Annotated in this window: 18 protein-coding genes, 2 pseudogenes, 1 riboswitch and 2 other annotated features; of the genes and pseudogenes, 5 read left to right on the top strand and 15 right to left on the bottom strand. The window is 33.9% G+C overall.

Features of this window, described 5'->3' with window-relative positions:
• Positions 1–124: 124 nt before the first annotated feature.
• Positions 125–1,825, top strand: coding sequence for a pyruvate oxidase (locus tag ACUL40_RS03715; RefSeq protein ID WP_000467242.1), 1,701 nt, complete (start codon positions 125–127; stop codon positions 1,823–1,825).
• A gap of 44 nt (positions 1,826–1,869) precedes the next feature.
• Here ACUL40_RS03715 and ACUL40_RS03710 read toward each other — a convergent pair whose 3' ends face one another.
• The 12 genes and pseudogenes from ACUL40_RS03710 to ACUL40_RS03655 all read right to left on the bottom strand — a co-directional run bounded on the left by ACUL40_RS03710 (position 1,870) and on the right by ACUL40_RS03655 (position 15,088).
• A complete protein-coding gene (locus ACUL40_RS03710) occupies positions 1,870–2,871 on the bottom strand; it encodes an ABC transporter permease subunit (protein WP_063245808.1) in 1,002 nt (333 codons plus the stop codon).
• Position 2,872: 1 nt separating this feature from the next.
• Positions 2,873–3,739, bottom strand: coding sequence for an ABC transporter permease subunit (locus ACUL40_RS03705; protein ID WP_000929107.1), 867 nt, complete (start codon positions 3,737–3,739; stop codon positions 2,873–2,875).
• Positions 3,740–3,793: 54 nt separating this feature from the next.
• Positions 3,794–4,217, bottom strand: a pseudogene (locus ACUL40_RS03700) (hypothetical protein); the annotation flags it as partial.
• 282 nt (positions 4,218–4,499) lie between these two features.
• The gene (locus ACUL40_RS03695; protein ID WP_048656802.1) at positions 4,500–5,855 is read right to left on the bottom strand and encodes an RNA-guided endonuclease TnpB family protein; all 1,356 of its coding nucleotides are present in this window, start codon (positions 5,853–5,855) and stop codon (positions 4,500–4,502) included.
• A gap of 43 nt (positions 5,856–5,898) precedes the next feature.
• A pseudogene (locus tag ACUL40_RS03690) lies at positions 5,899–5,987 on the bottom strand (MFS transporter); the annotation flags it as partial.
• Positions 5,988–6,224: 237 nt separating this feature from the next.
• Complete coding sequence (locus ACUL40_RS03685) at positions 6,225–7,256, bottom strand: alpha/beta hydrolase (RefSeq protein WP_445422955.1); 1,032 nt, start codon at positions 7,254–7,256, stop codon at positions 6,225–6,227.
• A 272-nt stretch (positions 7,257–7,528) separates the two neighbouring features.
• Positions 7,529–9,409, bottom strand: a complete 1,881-nt coding sequence (locus ACUL40_RS03680) for an FtsX-like permease family protein (RefSeq protein ID WP_063245809.1) — start codon at positions 9,407–9,409, stop codon at positions 7,529–7,531.
• Positions 9,410–9,420: 11 nt separating this feature from the next.
• The gene (locus tag ACUL40_RS03675; protein ID WP_000106426.1) at positions 9,421–10,188 is read right to left on the bottom strand and encodes an ABC transporter ATP-binding protein; all 768 of its coding nucleotides are present in this window, start codon (positions 10,186–10,188) and stop codon (positions 9,421–9,423) included.
• Positions 10,189–10,437: 249 nt separating this feature from the next.
• Entirely contained in the window at positions 10,438–12,360 is a 1,923-nt protein-coding gene (thrS, locus tag ACUL40_RS03670; RefSeq protein WP_048656799.1) for a threonine--tRNA ligase, read from the bottom strand.
• 44 nt (positions 12,361–12,404) lie between these two features.
• Positions 12,405–12,626 (bottom strand) — a binding site (T-box leader).
• Positions 12,627–12,662: 36 nt separating this feature from the next.
• Positions 12,663–12,886, bottom strand: a binding site (T-box leader).
• Between the two features lie 121 nt (positions 12,887–13,007).
• The gene (rluF, locus tag ACUL40_RS03665) at positions 13,008–13,715 is read right to left on the bottom strand and encodes a 23S rRNA pseudouridine(2604) synthase RluF (protein WP_001222162.1); all 708 of its coding nucleotides are present in this window, start codon (positions 13,713–13,715) and stop codon (positions 13,008–13,010) included.
• A 186-nt stretch (positions 13,716–13,901) separates the two neighbouring features.
• Entirely contained in the window at positions 13,902–14,522 is a 621-nt protein-coding gene (locus ACUL40_RS03660) for a YdbC family protein (protein WP_025687526.1), read from the bottom strand.
• A gap of 203 nt (positions 14,523–14,725) precedes the next feature.
• Entirely contained in the window at positions 14,726–15,088 is a 363-nt protein-coding gene (locus tag ACUL40_RS03655) for a hypothetical protein (protein WP_002197739.1), read from the bottom strand.
• Between the two features lie 133 nt (positions 15,089–15,221).
• Here ACUL40_RS03655 and ACUL40_RS03650 point away from each other — a divergent pair, with 133 nt between their 5' ends.
• From ACUL40_RS03650 to ACUL40_RS03640, 3 genes are all read left to right on the top strand, one after another.
• Positions 15,222–15,797 (top strand): hypothetical protein, encoded by a 576-nt coding sequence (locus tag ACUL40_RS03650; RefSeq protein WP_001170889.1) that lies wholly within the window; start codon positions 15,222–15,224, stop codon positions 15,795–15,797.
• A gap of 208 nt (positions 15,798–16,005) precedes the next feature.
• Positions 16,006–16,126, top strand: a riboswitch (glycine riboswitch).
• A 106-nt stretch (positions 16,127–16,232) separates the two neighbouring features.
• Positions 16,233–17,600 (top strand): alanine/glycine:cation symporter family protein, encoded by a 1,368-nt coding sequence (locus ACUL40_RS03645; RefSeq protein ID WP_000451037.1) that lies wholly within the window; start codon positions 16,233–16,235, stop codon positions 17,598–17,600.
• A 232-nt stretch (positions 17,601–17,832) separates the two neighbouring features.
• Positions 17,833–19,026: a S8 family peptidase gene (locus ACUL40_RS03640; protein ID WP_048656798.1), complete on the top strand. Its 1,194-nt coding sequence runs from the start codon at positions 17,833–17,835 to the stop codon at positions 19,024–19,026.
• 91 nt (positions 19,027–19,117) lie between these two features.
• Here ACUL40_RS03640 and ACUL40_RS03635 read toward each other — a convergent pair whose 3' ends face one another.
• Complete coding sequence (locus ACUL40_RS03635) at positions 19,118–19,642, bottom strand: DinB family protein (RefSeq protein ID WP_000656267.1); 525 nt, start codon at positions 19,640–19,642, stop codon at positions 19,118–19,120.
• A 14-nt stretch (positions 19,643–19,656) separates the two neighbouring features.
• Positions 19,657–20,424, bottom strand: coding sequence for a DUF3891 family protein (locus tag ACUL40_RS03630; RefSeq protein WP_000577295.1), 768 nt, complete (start codon positions 20,422–20,424; stop codon positions 19,657–19,659).
• A gap of 204 nt (positions 20,425–20,628) precedes the next feature.
• Here ACUL40_RS03630 and ACUL40_RS03625 point away from each other — a divergent pair, with 204 nt between their 5' ends.
• Positions 20,629–20,901 carry an HU family DNA-binding protein gene (locus ACUL40_RS03625; RefSeq protein WP_001043905.1) on the top strand — a complete coding sequence of 91 codons (273 nt, stop codon included), beginning with the start codon at positions 20,629–20,631 and terminating at the stop codon, positions 20,899–20,901.
• 38 nt (positions 20,902–20,939) lie between these two features.
• Here ACUL40_RS03625 and ACUL40_RS03620 read toward each other — a convergent pair whose 3' ends face one another.
• Positions 20,940–21,482 carry a hypothetical protein gene (locus ACUL40_RS03620; protein WP_000959125.1) on the bottom strand — a complete coding sequence of 181 codons (543 nt, stop codon included), beginning with the start codon at positions 21,480–21,482 and terminating at the stop codon, positions 20,940–20,942.
• Positions 21,483–21,501 lie beyond the last annotated feature (19 nt).

Here is a 21,501-nt window from a genome sequence, read left to right as displayed (position 1 = left end):
AAAACTTTTGTTCCTCCCACACTGATTCTTAGATTACAAATAACCAGATAAATTTTCTTATTTGTATATTTTTCCTTTTTATCCAAAACATAATGTTATCTACCTATTATAAGGAGGAACACTTATGTTTGGGAAAACAGCCGGTGAAGCATTAGTTGATTTATTAATTGACTGGGGAGTAGAACACATATACGGTATGCCTGGAGATTCCATCAATTCTATCATTGAAGCTTTAAGAAAAAAACAAGATAAAATTAAATTCATTCAAGTTCGCCATGAAGAAGCTGGTGCATTAGCAGCGGCTGCCTATGCAAAATTAACAGGAAAACTTGGCGTTTGTATGGCAATTGCAGGACCTGGTGCTATTCATTTATTAAATGGTTTATATGATGCGAAACTCGATAAAGCCCCTGTTCTAGCAATTTCAGGTCAAGTAGAAACCGATTTACTTGGAACGGATTTTTTCCAAGAAGTAAATTTAGAAAGAATGTTTGATGATGTTGCGGTTTATAACCAGCGTATTATGTCAGCAGAACAGCTACCTGCTGTCGTGAATCAAGCGATTCGAATGGCTTATACGAAAAAAGGGGTCTCTGTTCTTACAATTCCTGATGATGTTCCGAAATTTGAAGTAAAAAGTGGTGCTCGAGTTACAAATACTTCCTTTACATTACCTGATTTATTTCCTCAAGAAGAAGATTTAGATGCTGCAAAACTCGCAATTAATGAAGCGAAAAAGCCTGTTATTTTAGCTGGAAAAGGTACGAAACATGCGAGAGAATCTTTACTTGCATTGGCAGAACATATTGGTGCTCCAATCGTACTTACATTGCCAGCTAAAGGAATTATTCCTGATGAACACCCTCTTTGTATTGGTGGATTAGGATTAATTGGCACGAAACCTTCTTATGAAGCAATGAAGCATGCAGATACTTTAATTATGGTCGGTACTTCTTATCCGTTCACCGGCTTCTTACCTGAAAAAGCAAAAACAATTCATATCGATACAGATCCTGCCCAAATCGGGAAACGTTATGCGACAGATATTGGTTTAGCTGGTGATGCTGATAAAACATTACGATGGTTAATTGAAAATGTTGAAGAACACACAGACCATTCCTTCTTAGAACATCACCAAGAAATGATGAAAAAGTGGGAAGAAAAATTACACGATCAAGAAGAAGACTCTTCCATTCCAATTAAACCACAACGCGTTATGCATGCTCTGCAGCAAGTAGCACATGATGACGCAATTCTATCAGTCGATGTCGGAAATGTAACAGTATGGACCGCAAGACACTTCCGTATGACAAACCAGCAATTTGTCATTTCTAGCTGGCTCGCAACACTTGGTTGCGGTTTACCTGGTGCTCTTGCTGGAAAAATTGCATTCCCGGATAAACAAGTATTTGCAGTTTGTGGTGATGGCGGATTTGGAATGACGATGAATGACTTCGTAACAGCTGTAAAATATAAATTACCAATCGTTGTCGTCGTATTAAACAATAATAAAATTGCGATGATTAAATTCGAGCAAGAAGTTATGGGTAATATCGAATTCGAAACAGACTTAACGAACCCTGATTTTGCAAAATATGCAGAGGCGTGTGGAGGTATTGGATACCGTGTTGAGAATTTAGATGAACTACTTCCCGCTTTCCAAAATGCAGTAAAACAAAATAAACCATGTATTATTGATGTAGTTGTAGATGCTAACGAAGCACCAATGCCAGCAAAAATCACATTTGGTCAAGCCGCTGGTTATACGAAACATATGATAAAAGAATTATTTGAAGAAGGTAAGATTGATTTACCACCACTTTAAACGAAAAAAGATAGCTGAAAACAATTTGTCTTCAGCTATCTTTTTTATTTTTGTATCTCTCTATAAAAAGAAAAGTCATTCATAGTTGGTTGTACTTGTTTCTCTACTTGTAATTCTTTACTTTCCCTCTCTAGCTTTCTCACATTTCCTAACTTAATCGCATCTTGCATGCTATTACTAATTAGATTTCCAGCTAAAATTGTCATACTATAAAAAGCAATCGGTATAAGTACAATCCATGTATGAGTAGTTAAATGACGGAAGTTTTGACCAATTAGGCCAGTCCATTCTTTTGTTACACTATCTGCCTCTGTACCAAAGATAATTGTTCCACCAAAAAATAACTCTAACAAGCCAAGATGCAAGAGAAGTAATAAAGTACTCACAAATTGTTGAGCAACAAGTAAAAAAAATGATGGTAATACGTGTGGCCATACGTGATTTTTCACTCTATGCCATTTACTGCCCCCAAGCACAGTTGCTGCCATCATAAATTCTTCTCTTTTTATCCGACGGACTTCCTGCGCTGTATATAACATAATTGTTGGTACCGCTAAACATGTAAGGATAACCATTTGAAATATTACCCTTAAATGAAACGGCTCTGGTACTGTCCCATTTTCAAACACTAAAACTTCCTTTAACACAAAAAAAGAAATCATAACCATAGGTACAATGCTGAACGGATCAAAAAAAGATGCTATAACTGGAAAAGAACGTTTGCTATACATACCAAGAAGCAAACCAATACCTCCTCCAACTATAACTCGTAGAATCGCTATAATTACGCTCGCACCAACTGTCCATTTCGCTCCTTCTATTATTAGCTGGAAAAGATCGCGTCCTTTCTCATCACTACCGAACCAAAACTTATTCGACGGTGAAAATGGAGCAGCCTCTAGTTCTCCTTTTTCGTTATACATCATCGTAAGTTCACGGATATTCCCATCGAAAAATAAAGTATTTCCAATACTAATAATCATAAGTACGCTTAAAAAAGTAACACCAAACCAAAATCTCACATCTCTTTTTACAACTTGCCACATGCTAAACACGCTCCTTTATTACATTTTGTAAAAACGTATGTAATAAACGAAATAGTATAAAAAGCGGTACGTATAATATAATTAAACTTACTGTAAATATTTCTAATTTCGAATTTTCTTTTACAAAAACAAACATACCGTACGTATTAAATATCCATTCAATAATATATAAATTTGATAACATAAATAAAATATTTGTTTTTGCATAATAGATTGTTGTTAACAAAACATTTCTTGAAATATGATTTGTTAAAATATGTCGTAAACTAAGCCCTTTACTTTTAGCAAATATACTATAATCTTTCTCTAATTCTTCTCTGAAACGTAATAGTAGTAGCTTAATAAATAATAGTGTTGTAGGCAAAGTTAGACATATTATTGGCAATAGGCGAGCCCTTTCCTCCCCAATCCCCGCTAGTTTTACTGGCATAAAGCCTGTCTTTTGAAAGATTATTACGACTAGAAGTTGCGATAATAAAATTATTAAAATATCTGGGATGCTTTCAAGTACGACAAAAATCCCATTCCACATTCGTTGCTTTGATTGAGACCGTTGTAATACCCACACAACGAGAACATACGCAATAAGTAATGACAGTAAAAATGCCGAAATAAATACAAACATTGTCTCTAAATAATGAATCCATATTTGCGGAAATAATTTCCTCGAATCTCGAAATCCATATGTAATTTCCCAAGGTTGGAGTAACTTTCCTCCAATAAACACAATCGTGTTCCAAAAACCAATTAAATCAATTTGTAATCCCTTAAATAATCGAGGGAGCGCACCTAAACAGATTATACATAGAATTGTAGCGAATAATTGTAAACAAGTAATCCCACACCACTTAGCAGTTCGCATCAACATAACGATTTCCCCTTACAATCCAATAGAATATTCAGAAACAAAAAGACAAATATATTACATCTCTTCAGCTAAACCTTGCACCTGCTTCTTTCCACTAGGTAAAACAGCTTGATATAAACACGTAACGAAAAATAATAAACCAAATAAAATAATATATAACGTATCTGCACTAATCCATTTCGGGAACAACATCGCTATCGCACCGAGAGATAATAGCTGAAACCCTGTCGTTAATGGACTAAGTAAACTTTGAACGCGCCCCATGAATGACTCTTCTACAATTTGATACATCCAACCCATTGTTGCAATTCCTACACCAAACAAAGCATATAAACTATTTACCATTTGATTCATGCCCGCTGCTGCACCGTATTGGTCGGATTCAACTACTCCCTGTATCATCGACTGTTCTGATGGAGAGAAAAATTGTATACATTTCCCAAAATAATAATATAAAGATAAGTATAATCATCCCGTAGTCAACTACCCCCACTGAAACGTTTCAGTGGAGGCTTGAGTTAGAACGCTAGGTCTTTTCGTCTATCGCTAGACAGTTGACGCTCTAGCATTCATGCCACCTTATGGTAACACCCCAAGTATGTTTTTGGTTGGTACTTGAAACGAACTATCGTTTCCCCACTTGCACCACCCTTTCGAAAAAGAGCAGTTCCTCCTTGTGGAAGAAGCCACCACTCAGATGAATCCGGCGTGTGCTACAAGCCCCGACAAGTCGAGTACACATGGATGGTTGACGCACCCACTAAGCTATGCGCGAAGCAACAGCCTTACGTTTTTGCACTTCAAATAGAATCGGCGTTTTCACTTTGAGATTGTCATCCAATTCTACAACTTTTGATTTTTGCAATGTATTCAGAGCACCGTTAATATCAGCATGGATACATGTTCCTGCTTTACTTTGGTACAGACCACGAGTGATTCGTTTGCCACTAAAGCGATAATGCATCCTATCATCCTTAGACCAAACTGGAACCGGATCTTTATCAAGAAAACTAGCTTTTGAAGTATAGCTTTCTTCTTGTTTTAAAAATCGGATGCCTTCTTTTACACATTTATTCTCAATTGCTGCAAGCAGTTTATGCAATGGGATTTGAACAAATGTTTGATTATTCTTTTTTCCCATATCAGATTTTTGTTTCCAACCAGCGTTATACCCTACGACAACCGTATCTATGCCAAATGCTTTCACTTTTTTGAACAACAGACCTACCGTTTGTGAAATGTAACCATTTATTTGTCTTTCTCGTTTATGCCAAAGTGCAGCCATTTTGTTCGTTACAACGCGTTTTGAAAGTCCATTTTCAATATTTTTCTGCTGGAGATTACGTATCATTTTGTTGAAGTATTGGTTTATGGATTTTAATTTTTTTCCATCAATTAAGAAAGCATCACCTGTATTTGTCACGTAACTTACTAATCTATCTACACCTAAATCGCAACTTAAAGCGTTACTCGTAGTCGTGGGTTGTTTCTTCATTTGAGAAACGTACATTTCATATGTGTAATGCACCTCAAAGAACCGACCTTTTTGCTTCGGTACAATCTCAATGTAGGAGATTTTTTTATGTCTTAAGTTTTTTGGCATACATATTTTAATGGAACCGAATTTTTTTCTGAATGCAACATTCATCGGAATCATCCAATACCCGTTATCATCCACTTTTGGAACTTGATAGATTTCAATAATTCGTTTGTCCGTTGAACGAGAATAATTCGGAAACTTAGGACGACCTGTGAATGTTTCAGGTTTTTTCTTCCACTGTTCCATTGCTTTAAAAAAGCTTTTTACGTCTGCATATAAGGCTCTACGAATCGCTTGGACAGAGTTTGATTGAATGCCCCAGTAGTTCATATCGGCTTGCATGGCATTATCCACTTCTTTTACAGTAGCCATCTTGTTATGATTCAAGTAACTTTGTTTAATCGTGTACAATCCAACATTTCGCAACGCTTTTGAACTATGTGACATGCGTTGCAGTAAGCGGAATTCTTTTGCAGTCAGGCAAGCTCGTCCGATATTCTGTTTCTGCGTGAATCGTTGCATGGTTTCTCTTTTCTTTTGTTTACGTAATACTTTCACTGCTTTCTTTCTAGTCATTGTTTTCACCACCTTTCTCAGAGTGTTCAGCCTATTGACTGACAGCAATCATAGAACCGAGTCGCTCTAAAATATTTGCTAGAAAAAGCGTGTGTACACTTTGTTGCGAAATAACTGTAGCATTTCTTTCATACTTAATATCCTTTCTCTCGACAAAATTTTATTATTCTAGTCATTTCCCGGAAGTTATATTATATTTTTCGACTATTATCCAATCTTTTCCTTCTACATAGAGAACATTATAAAAAGACTCTTGTCATTTATACAAGAGTCTTTTTATTTAACTTCGCTTTACGTAATGATATGTAGCTAAGATTTTTTTACGTCTCGCTAACTTTTTTAATTCTATAAATTTCGGATCCACTTTATTTATTTTAAAAGTGTATCACACATCCACTTATAAAATTTTTCTTTCTCTTCAAATTGTGGATAATGAGCTGATTTCTCAAAAGTAATAAATTCTTTTTGATCTGCTTCAATCGTATCAAAATATGTTTTTGCCGCATGATATGAAGTGTTATAGTCATATTTCCCCATAAGAAAATAAAGCGGTAATTTCATTTTAGTCACCTTAGTAGGCAATGGATTCTTTAAATCCTTTTCTAATAAGACAGTTTGAGAATGTGATAATCCAACGTTATAACGAATTACATCTAACAAGTTATATTCATTACTAAGTAACATCCCGATATTATCATCATCTGGATTTTCAATAAGTCTTGATGTTCCACCATATTTCGCAACATAATTTCTCGGAGTATATGTATCACCATTTTTAATTTTTTCAGTCAACCCATTTAAATAGGAAACCTCATCTGTATTCCCAGCATTTTGTGCCTGTTCAATTACATAGTTTAAACTATCCATTTCACTTTCTACTGTATCACTCATCTGCCCTATGCCAACATATGCTTCATATTTTTCAGGAGCTTTATTGGCAGCTTGCATTCCGATATATGTACCATAAGAATGACCAACCAATATTACTTTTTCTTTACCAAGACGTTTTGAAACATAATCTGTCATAGCTAATAAATCTTCTACAAGAAGATCTGATGTAAGATTCGAATAGTCTTCAAAGAAATGATACGACTTCCCGCTCGCTCTTTGATCGTAATTAACAACTGTGAATTCCTCTTCCAATAAGTTTTGGTATTTTTGAGCATATGGTATTTCTGAAGTACCTGGTCCACCATGTACAAAAATAATAACCGGATTGTTCTTATCTTTGCCACGTATCATAATTTCATGACCACTTCCATTGATCTCTACTTGCTCTAATGTACTTATACTGTTTTTCCCCTTTATTTGCGCAGTCCATGTAGGAAATACTAATGATACGATTACTAATAGTGTAATGGTAGCACCAATAAGTTTTATTAATTTTTTTATCTTCTTCATAAGTAGTCTCCTTTCTTTTAAATTTATAAAAATATCAATTTAATTCTGCACAACTACCTCAAAATAATAGGAATATATAACAATTACACTCTTCAATTTCACCTTGATCTTTTGCACATTCTTAATATCCCATACACTTCTTAACTTTCCGCTATATAAACTCTTAATATTTTCTTAATTTTCAATACACGATTCATAGAAAGACTCGATCACAATGTATTACAAATATAGAAAAAAGCCCTTGTTTTCTAAACAAGGACTCTTTTCATAAACTATTTAGCTACCTCTTCTTTCGGCATTACCATACCTTTATAAAGTTGAACAGTTATCCAGTAATAAATGAAATAAATGACTAAGAAAATTCCTATTGGCACCCATACTTTTACAAACGGGTCAACTAATATAAAGCTGAATAAGTTAAGCCCAACTAAAACGTGGGAAATTCCAATAATTGCTGGGAAGATAAATAAATATGAAATTTCTTTATATATACTTTTCGTTAACATACTGCGTCTCACACCGATTTTTCGTAACATTTCATAACGGCGTACATCACGAGAAGCACCTGTTAATATTTTGAACATAAGGGAACTCGCCATCATTGCTAAAAAGGCAATTCCGAGGAAAAATCCCATAAACATTGTTCCGCTCATGAAGCTGTTCATAAACTGATAAATTGTCATTTTCGTAAATAAGTCTACCTTTTCACCTGTTGCTTTTTCAATTTGTGCTTTTTGTCTCTTGTCTATTTCGATCAATAACGGTTTATATTTTTTCATATCATCTACTTTTGCTAATGTTACAGTGTGTTCTGTTCCTTGAATTCCTTTATAATGCTCTTCGTCTGCAATTCTTACTGGTTTTCCGCTAAATTGATTATGCGTAATTTGTATCTCTCTTACAACTGCGTCTTCCCAATCCTTTGGCATACGAGGGAATTTTGCTAATTCAGGAGCCTCTAAAGCTGAATATACAGGTTCAGTTAAAGGTTCAGTCACACGTTTACGAACAGGCTCTTTTAACGTTTTTGTATCAAAATGGTCTGAAACAAGTGGTGGTTTCGCAGTTAAGTCGTTACGTAAATAATAAACCGCTTCTCCATCTACTTTATAGTTGTACTTGCTTTCTTCAACAATTTCCATTTCTTTTAAGGCAGCTTTGTCTTGATCATTCGGATCATGAATTACAACATCATATACACGAGAAAAGTCTGTCATAATACCTACATTTTTTTGGAAAGCCATACCTGCCGTCATCGCACCTGCGCCTAATGCAATTAACATCGCTACAGTACCTAATACTCTCGATAAACTATTTACTCGAAAGCGTAGCTGTGCATATGTAAAACTATTTAGACCAGTTTCATTTCGTTTTTTATTCCCCTTAATTTTCATCACAAAAAATGGGAGTAATGAACTAAAGATAAAATATGTTCCAAGTGTTGTAACGATGGTTGCTATAATAAAACCTAATTCAGCATATATTTTTACATTGATCATAAAATAGTACCCTATACTTACTAGTAATACACCAAGTACTGTCATTATAATAATGCGAGTTTTACTTTTCTTCACTTCATCTAGTGTTTCATCTTCACGAATTAACTCTAGTTCAGTTTTACGTAACAATCGGACACTGTTCATTAAGCCAGTAATGAAAAATAGTATTAAGAAGAAAATAGCTGTAACTAAAATTGCTGGTGTGTATACAGATGCATAACTACCTTTTGCTGAAATTTCCATTCCATTCATTAAAAAGTTTCCTGCTACACTTGCAAGTAACATCCCTACTAAAATACCGATAATAATACTGACAATACCCATACCGAATGTTTCAATAAATAATAACTGTGCTACTTTTTTCTTTTTTGCACCAAGCATCATGTACATACCGAGTTCTTTTCTTCTTAACGTGAGTAAGAAAGAGTTGGCATATATAATATAAAATACAGTAATGAAAGATAATAGTATTGCACCTACCCAAAAGACGAGTCTAATACTACTAATTAGGCTATTATCTTTCGTAAATTCGCTATTCATCGCCATCGTTTGGAACATATAGAAAATACTAATACTAATAACGAGGCCAATAAGTAAAACCATATAATCTTTTAACATTTTTTTCATACTATGACGTGATAATTTAAATAACATAGTTTCGCCCCCTACTTAGACTCAGCAGCTGAGCCCATATGAGCGAGCACACCTAAAATGTCTTGATAGAAATTCTCTCTAGTGCCTTGACGATTTAATTCTTTATAAAGAAGACCATCTTGAATAAATAAAATACGCTCACAATAACTTGCACTAAATGCATCATGTGTAACCATCAAAATACTTACATTGTGATTTTCATGTAAATCTTGCATTGCTTCTAATAAACTTTTTGCGTTTTTACTATCAAGCGCACCTGTCGGTTCATCTGCTAATACAATTGCTGGATTATGTACTAAAGCTCTTGCCGCCGCTGTTCTTTGCTTTTGTCCACCAGAAACAGCAGTTGGATATTTTGTTAAAATTTCAGTAATTCCTAATTTCTTCGCAACGTCATTTACCTTTCCAGTAATCTCACTTGATGGTACGCCTTGCAGAGAAAGTGGTAAAGCTATATTTTCATAAATTGATAAGTTTTCTAGTAGATTAAAATCTTGAAAAATGAAACCTAATTTTTGAGAGCGAAAATCAGATAACGCATTGCCCTTCATAGAAGTAATATTTGTACCAGCTATCGTCACACTACCACCTGTCGCTTGGTCAAGTGTACTTATCACATTAAGTAAAGTCGTTTTTCCAGACCCAGAAGGACCCATAATCCCGACAAATTCTCCTTCTTTAATACTTAACGATACACCCCTTAATGCTTTTGACTGATTCTCATTTCTTTTTCCATACGTTTTTTCTACACTTTCCACAGTAACTACATTTGTTGACATCTCTTTCACTCCATCCCTTTTGTATAAAATTAATTTCTCACATATTTCTTATTATTTTGTCATGTAAATCCTTAAGATTTTTTTAATTATTCATTCAATAAGAGTTACACCTGTAACATGAACCTATTTCCTACTTCATATTCTCATTTTTCTACAACTCGTTCCCTCGATTTCGCTTACATTTACCTTACATTTTTGTAAGATAAAAAAGAAAACACACTAATTTCTAATAGTGTGTTTTCTTTACAATCAATATTTTCTATTCTTTATTTCTTCTTCAATAGTTGCCACAAATACATCTAGTGCAATAACTTCTGACTTCTCTTCCCCATATTTACGTACATTTACAGCTCCGTTTTCCATTTCCTTATCTCCAATAACAAGAACATACGGTACTTTTTGCATTTGTGCTTCTCTTATTTTATATCCTAATTTTTCATCTCGTGCATCTTGTTCAACACGAACTCCAGCTTGTGCTAATTTAAGTGCAATCTCATTGGCATATTGTTCATGTACTGCATTTGAAACTGGAATTACTTTCACTTGAACTGGTGCCACCCATGCCGGGAACGCACCTCCAAAGTGCTCAATTAATATTGCTAAGAAGCGATCTAATGACCCTAAAACTGCCCTGTGAATAACAACTGGTCTTTTCTTTTCATTATTTTCATCTATATAATTTAAATCAAATTTCTCTGGCATTTGGAAATCAAGCTGGATTGTTCCGCACTGGTGACTTCTATTTAAAGCATCTTTAATATGAAAATCAATTTTCGGCCCGTAAAATGCACCGTCACCTTCATTTAGTCTATATTTATAATTTAGCGATTGTAATACATTTTCTAATGCTGCTTCTGCTTGCTCCCATAATTTATCATCACCCATTGAGTCTTCTGGACGAGTAGAAAGCTCTACTTCATATTCGAATCCAAAAGTTTTATATACGTAATCAATTTGCGCCATTACGGATTTGATTTCATTTTCAATTTGTTTTGGAGTTACAAATAAATGTGCATCATCTTGGCAGAAAGTACGTACTCTTAATAATCCGTTTAACGCACCACTAAATTCATGGCGATGTACTTGACCGAATTCACACATACGAATCGGTAATTCACGATAAGAATGCAATTTATTTTTAAACATAAGCATGTGCCCTGGACAGTTCATCGGTTTTAATGCAAAACTTTTATTATCTACTTCAGAGAAATACATATTATCTTTATAATGTCCCCAGTGCCCTGATCTCTCCCATACTTCTTGGTTCATCATGAACGGAGTGCGTACTTCTTGATAATTGTACTCTTTTTGAATTTCTCTTAAAAATGCTTCCAATTCGTTACGAATCATTTGTCCTTTCGGTAAATAAAACGGCATTCCCGGAGCCTCTTCAGAAAACATAAATAACTCAAGCTCATTGCCTAACTTACGATGATTTCTTTTTGTTGCTTCTTCAACGAAATGTAAATACTCTTCTAATTCTTTTTGAGAAGAGAATGCAACACCATATATGCGCTGAAGCACTTGGTTATTACTATCACCTCGCCAATATGCACCGGAAACGTGAGTTAATTGAAATGATTTCAAATAACCTGTTGATGGTAAATGTGGCCCTCTACATAAATCTACAAATTCACCTTGTTTATATAGTGTTACACTTTCCCCACTAGGAATTGCTTCTAAAAGTTCTAATTTCAAGCGATCGTTCATTTCTTGAAACAGTTTTGCTGCTTCTTCTCGAGAAACCTCAACTCGTTCTATCTTTATATTTTCATTTATAATCTTTTTCATTTCTTTTTCGATTTTTCGTAAATCTTCTACGTTTACACTACTTGGAAGATCCATATCATAATAAAATCCATTTTCAATAACAGGCCCCACCCCAAGATTTATATCACCATACATTCTTTTTACAGCTTGCGCTAAAATATGTGCCGCAGAGTGTCTTGTAATTTCTACACCTTCATTTGAATCTATAGTAATGATTTCTACCTCCGCATTTTCTTCAATCTTTCGGCGTAAATCATATAACCCATCATTCACTTTCCCCGCGACTGCTTTCTTTTTCAAACTACTGCTAATGGATCCCGCAATTTCTTCTAAAGTAATTCCTTTTACAAATTCTTTCACGCTACCATCTGGAAATTTAATTTCAATCATTTGTTCTTTCATTTTTCATCTCTCCATTTCATAATAAAAAGCACACTCATCCCTAACATAGGGACGAGCGTGCTTTTACCCGTGGTTCCACCCAGATTCCCATCACAAAATGCAATGGCTTCTTTTACGGTAACGTCGTTTATACGGCACTAGATACTTAATTTCCCCAGTGCAGCTCTAAGGTGGTAAGTTATTTTTCTGCGTTAGGAAGTTCTCAGCTTTCCTTCCTTCTCTGTATAACCGGGTAAAATAACTCGTGTCCTTTTCTTCGCTTATTATGAAATTGAATGCAAAAAAGCATATTCATCCCTAAATATAGGGACGAATATGCTTATATCCGTGGTTCCACCCAGATTCCCATCACAAAAAACATAATGGCTTCTTTTGCGATAACGTCGCATACACGGCACTAGATACTTAATTTCCCTAGTGCAGCTCTAAGGTGGTAAGTTATTTTTCTGCGTTAGGAAGTTCTCAGCTTTCCTTCCTTCTCTGTATAACCGGGTAAAATAACTCGTGTCCTTTTCTTTGCTTTTTGTAAAACATCCATTTATTGTTATTTAATATATCTTATTCATTTTATTTTTGCAAGTGTTTAAAAAAATTATTTATTTAATTAAAAAAGTGAAACCAAATTTTTTTGGTTTCACTTCACAATTTTACCAATCTTGTGGTTCGTAATTTAAGTCTGCAAATAGACGTCTTTTCTCTTTCTTTGTTAAATCTCTCCACTGCCCAACCGGTAAATTATTCAATTCAATATTCATAATTCTCGTACGTTTTAACGTGTATACTTGATAACCTAAAGCTTCACACATACGGCGAATTTGACGATTTAGCCCTTGTGTTAAAATAATTTGGAACTCATATTTTGATAACTGTGTAACCTCACAAGGAAGCGTTTTTGTTCCTAAAATTTTAACACCCGCTGCCATTTTCTCTAAGAAATCAGGTGTAATTGGCTTATCTACTGAAACGATATATTCTTTCTCATGTTTGTTTTCAGCACGTAAAATCTCATTAACAATATCACCATCATTCGTTAATAAAATTAAACCGTCTGAGTCTTTATCAAGGCGTCCAATGTGACTAATTCGTAAAGGATGGTTCACTAAATCGATAATATTACCTTTTACAGCTTTTTCACTCGTACATGTAATACCTACTGGTTTATTTAAAGCGATATATACGTGATCTCGAGCAATTCGAAGCTGCTCTCCATTTACTCGTACATCATCACCTGGGTTCACTTGGTCACCAATTTTTGCAACCTTACCGTTAATAATTACTCTTCTCTCATTAATTAGTTTATCCGCTCCACGTCGAGACGCTTTTCCAGCTTCACTAATAAATTTATTGATACGCAAATTAGGCACATCCTTTTCTAAAAAAAATTTCAAGCTCACACTGCTTCTACCGTACAATACAAAAGGGTAAGCCTCCTATTATAACTTAAATATATTAACATGAAAGGGTATATAACGTCTTCTATTAATTACTTGTTTATAAGAAAATATCTTTATTATACATTCATTTATACACTTTTTCAGCGTTTAATATACAAGCCATTCTTCCTTACATACAGCTTGTTTTCCTTTTATCTCTTCTATATCTTCATGAATATTAGCTAATTTATATAAATCTGGGAAAATCTCTTCCACATAATTTTGATGCGTCTGTTCATCTTTCCAATATGTTAACACTATGTAACGATTTTCATTTTTTAAAGACTTCCCAACTACTCCACCTAACATTCCTTTTGCTTTTTCCATTCCTTTATTCCAAATTGTTTCTTGCTTCTGTAAAAAATACTTTTCCTTTTCCACCTTTACATCACATATAGCAACTCTTACGAATGATCCTTCTGTAACAACGTCTTTCAAATGCGTATCAGTTATATCATACAACGTTTGAAATAATTCAATTTCACACGAAAGAAACGTATCCTCTTGATTACTATTTAAATAAATTGTATCGTGAGCACCATTCATAAATGATTGATATGTACTTCTATCTTCCCATAAAGTAAATACACATGCCTCATCTTCATACCATCCACCAAATTGTCCATGAAAACCATCTAGATGCCGTATATCACTCCATTTTTCTTGCGCATTTGAAAACAATTTCTTTTTCTCTTCTTCCACCTTACAGTAGATTGTTTTTAGTAACATTTTTAATTCCCCCTTTAGCATATAATTTATCTTCTTCTCACAATAATTAGTTCACATAATATTTTTATAATCATCCTAATACTCTTTATAGGCATATAGAACTAATCATATTTATCACTACATCTATCAAAACATCTATCGAATTTAATTTCAAATGATTCAGAATAAAAAAAGATGTAACTCTTAATGAATTACATCTTTAGCTAATCTCCCTTATTCATCTTTTTCTCAAATAAATAATACGTAATTTCTCCCGGATAATGTACTACTGCTACCTTCCTTTCCCCTTTTTTAAAACTAACAGTATGCCCGTTTTCCCCTAAGTTCTCCCATCCATTTGCCTTTGTAATAGGCATTACACTTATATATTGATAGTCCTCTTCATTATCATCGTTAATATGGATTGCTGACATTGGCACTGGAAAATCTTTAATTTTAGATTCTTTGTCTACATATATGAGTGCAAATAAACCAACTAATAACATAGCCATTGAAATACTTAAAACCAGTTTTCTTCTATTCATTTTCACTAAAAACCCTCTTTTCTCGCATATAGCTTTCATCATTTTACTAAATTTAATTATTCGTGTATAGAAAAGACATAATTTAAATTATTTCTAACCTATTTTCTCTACTTTAAAAAAACATTATTGTTATATATTATAATTATAAGTTTTTAAATTTTGGAGGCGTTACATATTGCAGAAATTACTTTTTACTAAATGGACAGTTGTTATTTCTATTTTCATCATTTTCGGTACGATTTTCTATGTTACTAATGTTAAAAATAACAACGAAAAAGCAACTGTAGAAACAGCGGAGACAAAAACTTTCAAAACGAAATTACAACCTAAAATTCATGAATTGACTACTCATTATAATGACATCATCGAAAAAGATTGGTTACCTGCCTGGGAAGAGATTAACACGAATGGAGATTCAGTAGATCGAAATAAACTATTAGTTACAATGAGTGCTGTTTCCAAACAGTACGAAACAATTATGAACGAAATAGACACGCTTAAAATTGAAGAAAACATAACAGATATAGATATACAAAAACAACTACTTCAATTCACAACTCAGTTTAAATCCGCATCAAATTTCATGAAAAATGCAGCAAATTTGATTATAGACGGAGCAAATAACTCTACTCCAACCAATGAAACTATTGAAAAAACAAAACAAGCTTTAGGACTTGCGGATCAACATATTGTCATCGCTTTATCTACTTTAAATGAAGTTGAAGATAAATTAGGACTTACAAAAAAATAAAACTATTTACTATTTTAAAATAAAAAATGATTGCAATTCACAATTTGTATGTCTATAATGTTTTTATTGATTTACAATCAATGTGTTTATAAATTTTATAATTCGGATGAACCATTCAGGAGAAGGTCTATTGATCTACCGACGGGGCAAAAAGTTGTTATACCAGCTTTGAAACTCTCAGGTCTTGGTTACAAGTAGAACTGCATGGGGACGAATCTCTGGAGAGACTCCCTCTCGCTTTCATAGAGCGCGGAGGAAAACGAGCACCGAAGGAGCAAATCCGCTACTTTAGCGGATAATCTCTCAGGTAAAAGGACAGAGACAAGCGAAAGAAAAAGCCGATTGTATCGGTTTATTTTTCTATCCCTTGTTTCTCCAGAGACCATTTCATTTACTTGAAGTGGTTTTTATTTTTTCTAAAAAAGGAGAATAAAGATGGAGACAGTAAGTAAAGTATTAGAACAACTAAATCAATACGTGTGGGGATTACCAACTTTGTTGCTACTCGTTGGAACAGGTATCATTCTCACAGTGCGTTTGAAAGGTTTACAGTTTAGTAAACTATTATACGCTCACAAACTAGCGTTTAAAAAATCAGAAGATACTTCTTCTTCTGGAGATATTAGTCACTTCCAAGCACTCATGACAGCTATGGCCGCAACGATTGGTATGGGTAATATAGCCGGTGTTGCAACAGCGGTTACAATTGGTGGTCCTGGTGCAATATTTTGGATGTGGATTACCGCTTTATTCGGTATGGCAACAAAGTATGCAGAGGCAATACTTGCAGTGAAATACCGTGTTAGTAATGAAAATGGTGAATATTCTGGTGGACCAATGTATTATTTAGAGCGTGGTTTAGGTAAGAAATGGCTTGCTATATTATTCGCTATATTTGGTACAACTGCTTCTTTCGGTATTGGTAATATGGTGCAATCTAACTCAGTTGCAGAGGCAATGCGAATTAATTTCTCTTTCCCTCCTGCTTTAACTGGTATAGTAATGTCATTTTTAATCGCAATTGTTATTTTAGGCGGTGTAAAAAAAATCGGGAAAGTGACGGGATATGTCGTTCCTATTAAAGCTTTCTTTTATATAATTGCTGGTCTTATAATTATTTTCTATCACTACGACCAAATTCCAGAAGCATTTTCACTTATTTTTTCTGGTGCATTTAATGGTACAGCAGCTGCTGGTGGTTTTATTGGGGCAACAGTTGCATCAGCTATCCAAATCGGAATGGCGCGTGGTGTATTTGCGAACGAAGCTGGTTTAGGGAGTGCACCAATTGCGGCGGCGGCGGCAAAAACCGATTCGCCTGCAAAGCAAGCTTTAGTTTCAATGACTGGTACTTTTCTAGATACGTTTATTGTATGTACAATTACAGGACTAGTATTAATTACTACAGGCGCTTGGAAATCAGGTAAAACTGGTGTTGAAGCTACAACACTTGCATTCCAATCTGTATTCGGTACTGCTGGTAGTATGATTCTCGGTATCGCAATTATTTTATTTGCCTACTCTACTATTTTAGGCTGGTCGTATTATGGAGAAAAATGTGTAGCTTATTTATTCGGAGAAAGTGCAGTTAAATATTATAAAGCAATCTTTATTTTCATGATTGCAATTGGTGCTAATTTAAAGCTAGGAATTGTATGGACATTTGCTGATATTGCAAATGGACTTATGGCAATTCCAAACTTGATTGGTTTGATTGGATTAAGTAGTATTGTTGTTGCTGAAACGAATCGCTTTTTACAAGCAGAGAAATTGAAAGAAAATAATAAAAAACAGGCAAGTTAATCTATGAAAAAAGGAATGACTCATACATGATGAGCATTCCTTTTTTCATCCCCTCTTTTACTTAATTACTATCATTAAAAATATATTTATATCAATATTTACTCCTTTTTATTCCTCCAAAAGTTTTTCACATAAATGTCATAAATCGTATGGTCTAACTATATAGTTGAAAAGGAATGCGACATTAAAGTGTCGCTGAAAAACTCATCCAAGAAAAGGGAGGAAAAATCTTTTGAAAAACAAAATCATTGTTTTCCTATCTGTTTTATCATTTATTATTGGTGGTTTCTTCTTTAACACGAATACTTCAAGTGCTGAAACATCATCTACTGATTATGTTCCTAACCAATTAATCGTTAAGTTCAAACAAAATGCATCTTTAAGTAATGTGCAATCTTTTCATAAATCTGTCGGAGCTAATGTCTTATCTAAAGATGATAAGTTAGGTTTTGAAGTCGTACAATTTTCAAAAGGTACTGTAAAAGAAAAAATAAAGAGTTATAAAAATAATCCAGATGTGGAATATGCAGAACCAAATTATTACGTTCACGCCTTTTGGACTCCAAACGACCCATATTTTAATAATCAATATGGATTACAAAAGATTCAAGCTCCACAAGCTTGGGATAGCCAACGAAGTGATCCGGATGTAAAAGTAGCTATTATTGATACAGGAGTTCAAGGCTCACACCCTGATCTGGCTTCGAAAGTAATTTACGGGCATGATTATGTTGATAACGACAATACATCTGATGATGGTAATGGTCATGGTACACATTGCGCTGGAATTACTGGAGCACTTACGAATAACAGCGTCGGAATTGCTGGTGTTGCCCCACAAACTTCAATTTATGCTGTCCGCGTATTAGATAATCAAGGAAGTGGTACTCTTGATGCTGTAGCGCAAGGTATTCGAGAAGCTGCTGATTCGGGTGCAAAAGTAATTAGTTTAAGTTTAGGAGCTCCAAATGGTGGTACTGCATTACAACAAGCCGTTCAATATGCATGGAATAAAGGCTCTGTTATAGTTGCAGCTGCTGGAAATGCTGGAAATACAAAAGCTAATTACCCTGCTTATTACAGCGAAGTAATTGCAGTTGGTTCTACAGATCAATCAGATAGAAAATCTTCATTCTCTACTTATGGTAGCTGGGTAGATGTTGCAGCACCAGGTTCAAATATATATTCAACATATAAAGGAAGCACGTATCAATCATTAAGTGGTACATCTATGGCAACACCTCATGTTGCAGGAGTCGCTGCTCTTTTAGCAAATCAAGGATATAGTAATACACAAATTCGCCAAATTATTGAGTCAACTTCTGATAAAATTAGTGGTACAGGTACGTACTGGAAAAACGGTAGAGTCAATGCATATAAGGCTGTACAATACGCTAAGCAATTACAAGAAAATAAAGCTTCTTAAGAAAACTTTAATCAGTCGATCTACCATGAATGCGGAATAAAATAGAAGGAGAGACTTCTATAATTAAAGCCTCTCCTTCTTACAAACTATATTACTCTCCCTGCTTTTTAACCATATGTAAATACAGTACAAAATCCATCATTGTCGACGAATGACCAAGTTGACGGATCATTGCTGTTATATTTCCTCTATGATATGTACCATGATTTACGACATGTTGCACTAATTCTAAAATCGAAGTTTCTAATTTCCCTACATATGGATTCTCAATAACAAATACAGCATTCACATCTTGTATTGTAATTAAAAAATCTTTATATTGATTTGCCATGTTTTCAAACATTTTTTCTAATTCATGTAACGATTTAGTTTCAATTTGTTTTCGTAAATCTTCTCGGTCTTGTATTGCTTCATTCATACTTTTACCATGCAATATATGTAACCACACTTGATCTGTAATATAAATATGCACAAAAGTATCCTTAATGGATGGGAATACACTCTGTATCTGCTCATTAAAAATCGTCTCATAGTTTGGTAACTCTTTTAATCGATTGAATAATCTTGTATTGGCCCAAGCATGATAATCACACTGTTTTAATATATAATCTTTCAATTTATATTACCTCCTTATTGTATGAAACGAATGGTTTGTTTCTTCATTTCTGATTCTCTATCAGCCTTTGCAATCCCTTTTTCTTTCATTTCATGCTTATTTATCGTTTTATATTTTACATACGTATAAAATTCCGTTTGAAATGGAAATGGTGTAATCCGAATTGTTTCCTCGTCCACCCATTCAGCTTGAATAAGTTTCTCCTCTTCACTATTAAACATTTCTGTTCCTTCAAAACCATCTTTAAATAAATCAATTTCATCTTTCTTTTTGACACCAGGCTTATTCATACATACGTATAAAGAAATTTCATCACAAAACTTTAATAATTTATAATGTTTATCGAACATCGCAAACTGTTCTTTTGTTAACGTTTTCAAGATTCTTTTTTGTCGTTCTAATTCATGTTTATAAAATGACATCATCTCTTCATCTTCCTCGTTTAGTGGAAATGATAAAAAATGTTTACTACAAAGCAATGCCCCGTATGGATTAGAATTTTCAATTTCATTCAAACCAATCGTATAAAAAACAAAACGTAATGGGCTTGGACAATCCATAAATGTATATGGAATATTTTTAGCATCATTCAAAATTGGTACTTTATCAAGCTCTATCCATCCTCTGTCATGCTCATATATTGCATCAACTGTTTCTTTTAAATATGTTTTACTTTCAAAAAAGTCTTCTTTTATATGTTTTGCAATCTCTCCAGCTAAAAAACCATGGTCATGTTGACGAATTAATATACTTTCCTTCTCATTTTTTTCACGAAAAATCATTCATATACTCCCCCTCATCCTCATACTAAAGCTTTTTATATGCATCGATTCTTAATTAATCCCTAAATAATAGAAGGGATTCAGTCTCTTGCAACGAAATTAACATAATTATATAGTATTCTATCTAATCATAGTGATAGCTTTATCTTTACTATCTATTATACTAAAACATTCATTCCAAAAATTTTTTTATGAGGTGAAAACATGAACAAAACAGAATTAATTAAAAACGTAGCTCAATCAGCTGATATTTCTCAAAAGGACGCTTCTGCAGCTGTACAATCCGTATTTGACACAATTGCTAATGCATTACAATCTGGAGATAAAGTTCAACTAATCGGTTTTGGAACTTTTGAAGTGCGCGAAAGATCTGCTCGTACAGGACGTAATCCGCAAACTGGCGAAGAAATTCAAATCGCCGCTGGTAAAGTTCCTGCATTTAAAGCAGGTAAAGAATTAAAAGAAGCTGTTAAATAAACAAGAAACCAGCCATTTTATAGGCTGGTTTCTTGTTTTTATTTAAGCAATTGCTTTATATTCTCTGCATGATACACTTCACAAATATAAAATACACATTTGCATTTACTTACAATTTGATACTTTCTAGTTGGATACACATTCGCTGTAACAGAACATCCATCAAACAATTCGATAATATTTCCAGATGGCTGATATCCTTCATATAATACATTTCTTCTTACTTCCATCTTTTCTATAAGCTTTTCAACAGGAATATTTCCACTCTCTAATTCACTCTTTATTGCGTCCGGTAAAAACGAAGTGTCTGCAAAAATTAGATTTTCAGATAACACCTTGCCTTTATAACTAACATTAGATACACGGTAAAGAAATGTTCCATCTTTATCAAAGAAATTCTTTGCTTCTTTCGGAATGTACTGTCTACCAAGTGCCTCTTGTTCAAGAACATCAAACTGAACTGTATCATTTAAAAGCTTTTCTAAAGCATGAATGGATGATGTGTCTCCAGAAAATAAAATATTTTTAATTGCTTGTACGTTATAAGTGAATTCATTCTTTCTATTTTCCGCTACTAACATGAGGAACACCTCTTCTATA

The organism is Bacillus sp. KNSH39 (assembly GCF_052656585.1).
This window is presented reverse-complemented; position numbering and strand designations above follow the sequence as displayed.

Excerpts from the sequence above, each read along its gene's own strand:
- ACUL40_RS03715 (WP_000467242.1), top strand. The coding sequence starts at position 125 with ATGTTTGGGAAAACAGCCGGTGAAGCATTAGTTGATTTATTAATTGAC.
- ACUL40_RS03710 (WP_063245808.1), bottom strand. The coding sequence starts at position 2,871 with ATGTGGCAAGTTGTAAAAAGAGATGTGAGATTTTGGTTTGGTGTTACT.
- ACUL40_RS03705 (WP_000929107.1), bottom strand. The coding sequence starts at position 3,739 with ATGTTGATGCGAACTGCTAAGTGGTGTGGGATTACTTGTTTACAATTA.
- ACUL40_RS03695 (WP_048656802.1), bottom strand. The coding sequence starts at position 5,855 with ATGACTAGAAAGAAAGCAGTGAAAGTATTACGTAAACAAAAGAAAAGA.
- ACUL40_RS03685 (WP_445422955.1), bottom strand. The coding sequence starts at position 7,256 with ATGAAGAAGATAAAAAAATTAATAAAACTTATTGGTGCTACCATTACA.
- ACUL40_RS03680 (WP_063245809.1), bottom strand. The coding sequence starts at position 9,409 with ATGTTATTTAAATTATCACGTCATAGTATGAAAAAAATGTTAAAAGAT.
- ACUL40_RS03675 (WP_000106426.1), bottom strand. The coding sequence starts at position 10,188 with ATGTCAACAAATGTAGTTACTGTGGAAAGTGTAGAAAAAACGTATGGA.
- thrS (WP_048656799.1), bottom strand. The coding sequence starts at position 12,360 with ATGAAAGAACAAATGATTGAAATTAAATTTCCAGATGGTAGCGTGAAA.
- ACUL40_RS03660 (WP_025687526.1), bottom strand. The coding sequence starts at position 14,522 with ATGTTACTAAAAACAATCTACTGTAAGGTGGAAGAAGAGAAAAAGAAA.
- ACUL40_RS03655 (WP_002197739.1), bottom strand. The coding sequence starts at position 15,088 with ATGATGAAAGCTATATGCGAGAAAAGAGGGTTTTTAGTGAAAATGAAT.
- ACUL40_RS03645 (WP_000451037.1), top strand. The coding sequence starts at position 16,233 with ATGGAGACAGTAAGTAAAGTATTAGAACAACTAAATCAATACGTGTGG.
- ACUL40_RS03630 (WP_000577295.1), bottom strand. The coding sequence starts at position 20,424 with ATGATTTTTCGTGAAAAAAATGAGAAGGAAAGTATATTAATTCGTCAA.
- ACUL40_RS03625 (WP_001043905.1), top strand. The coding sequence starts at position 20,629 with ATGAACAAAACAGAATTAATTAAAAACGTAGCTCAATCAGCTGATATT.
- ACUL40_RS03620 (WP_000959125.1), bottom strand. The coding sequence starts at position 21,482 with ATGTTAGTAGCGGAAAATAGAAAGAATGAATTCACTTATAACGTACAA.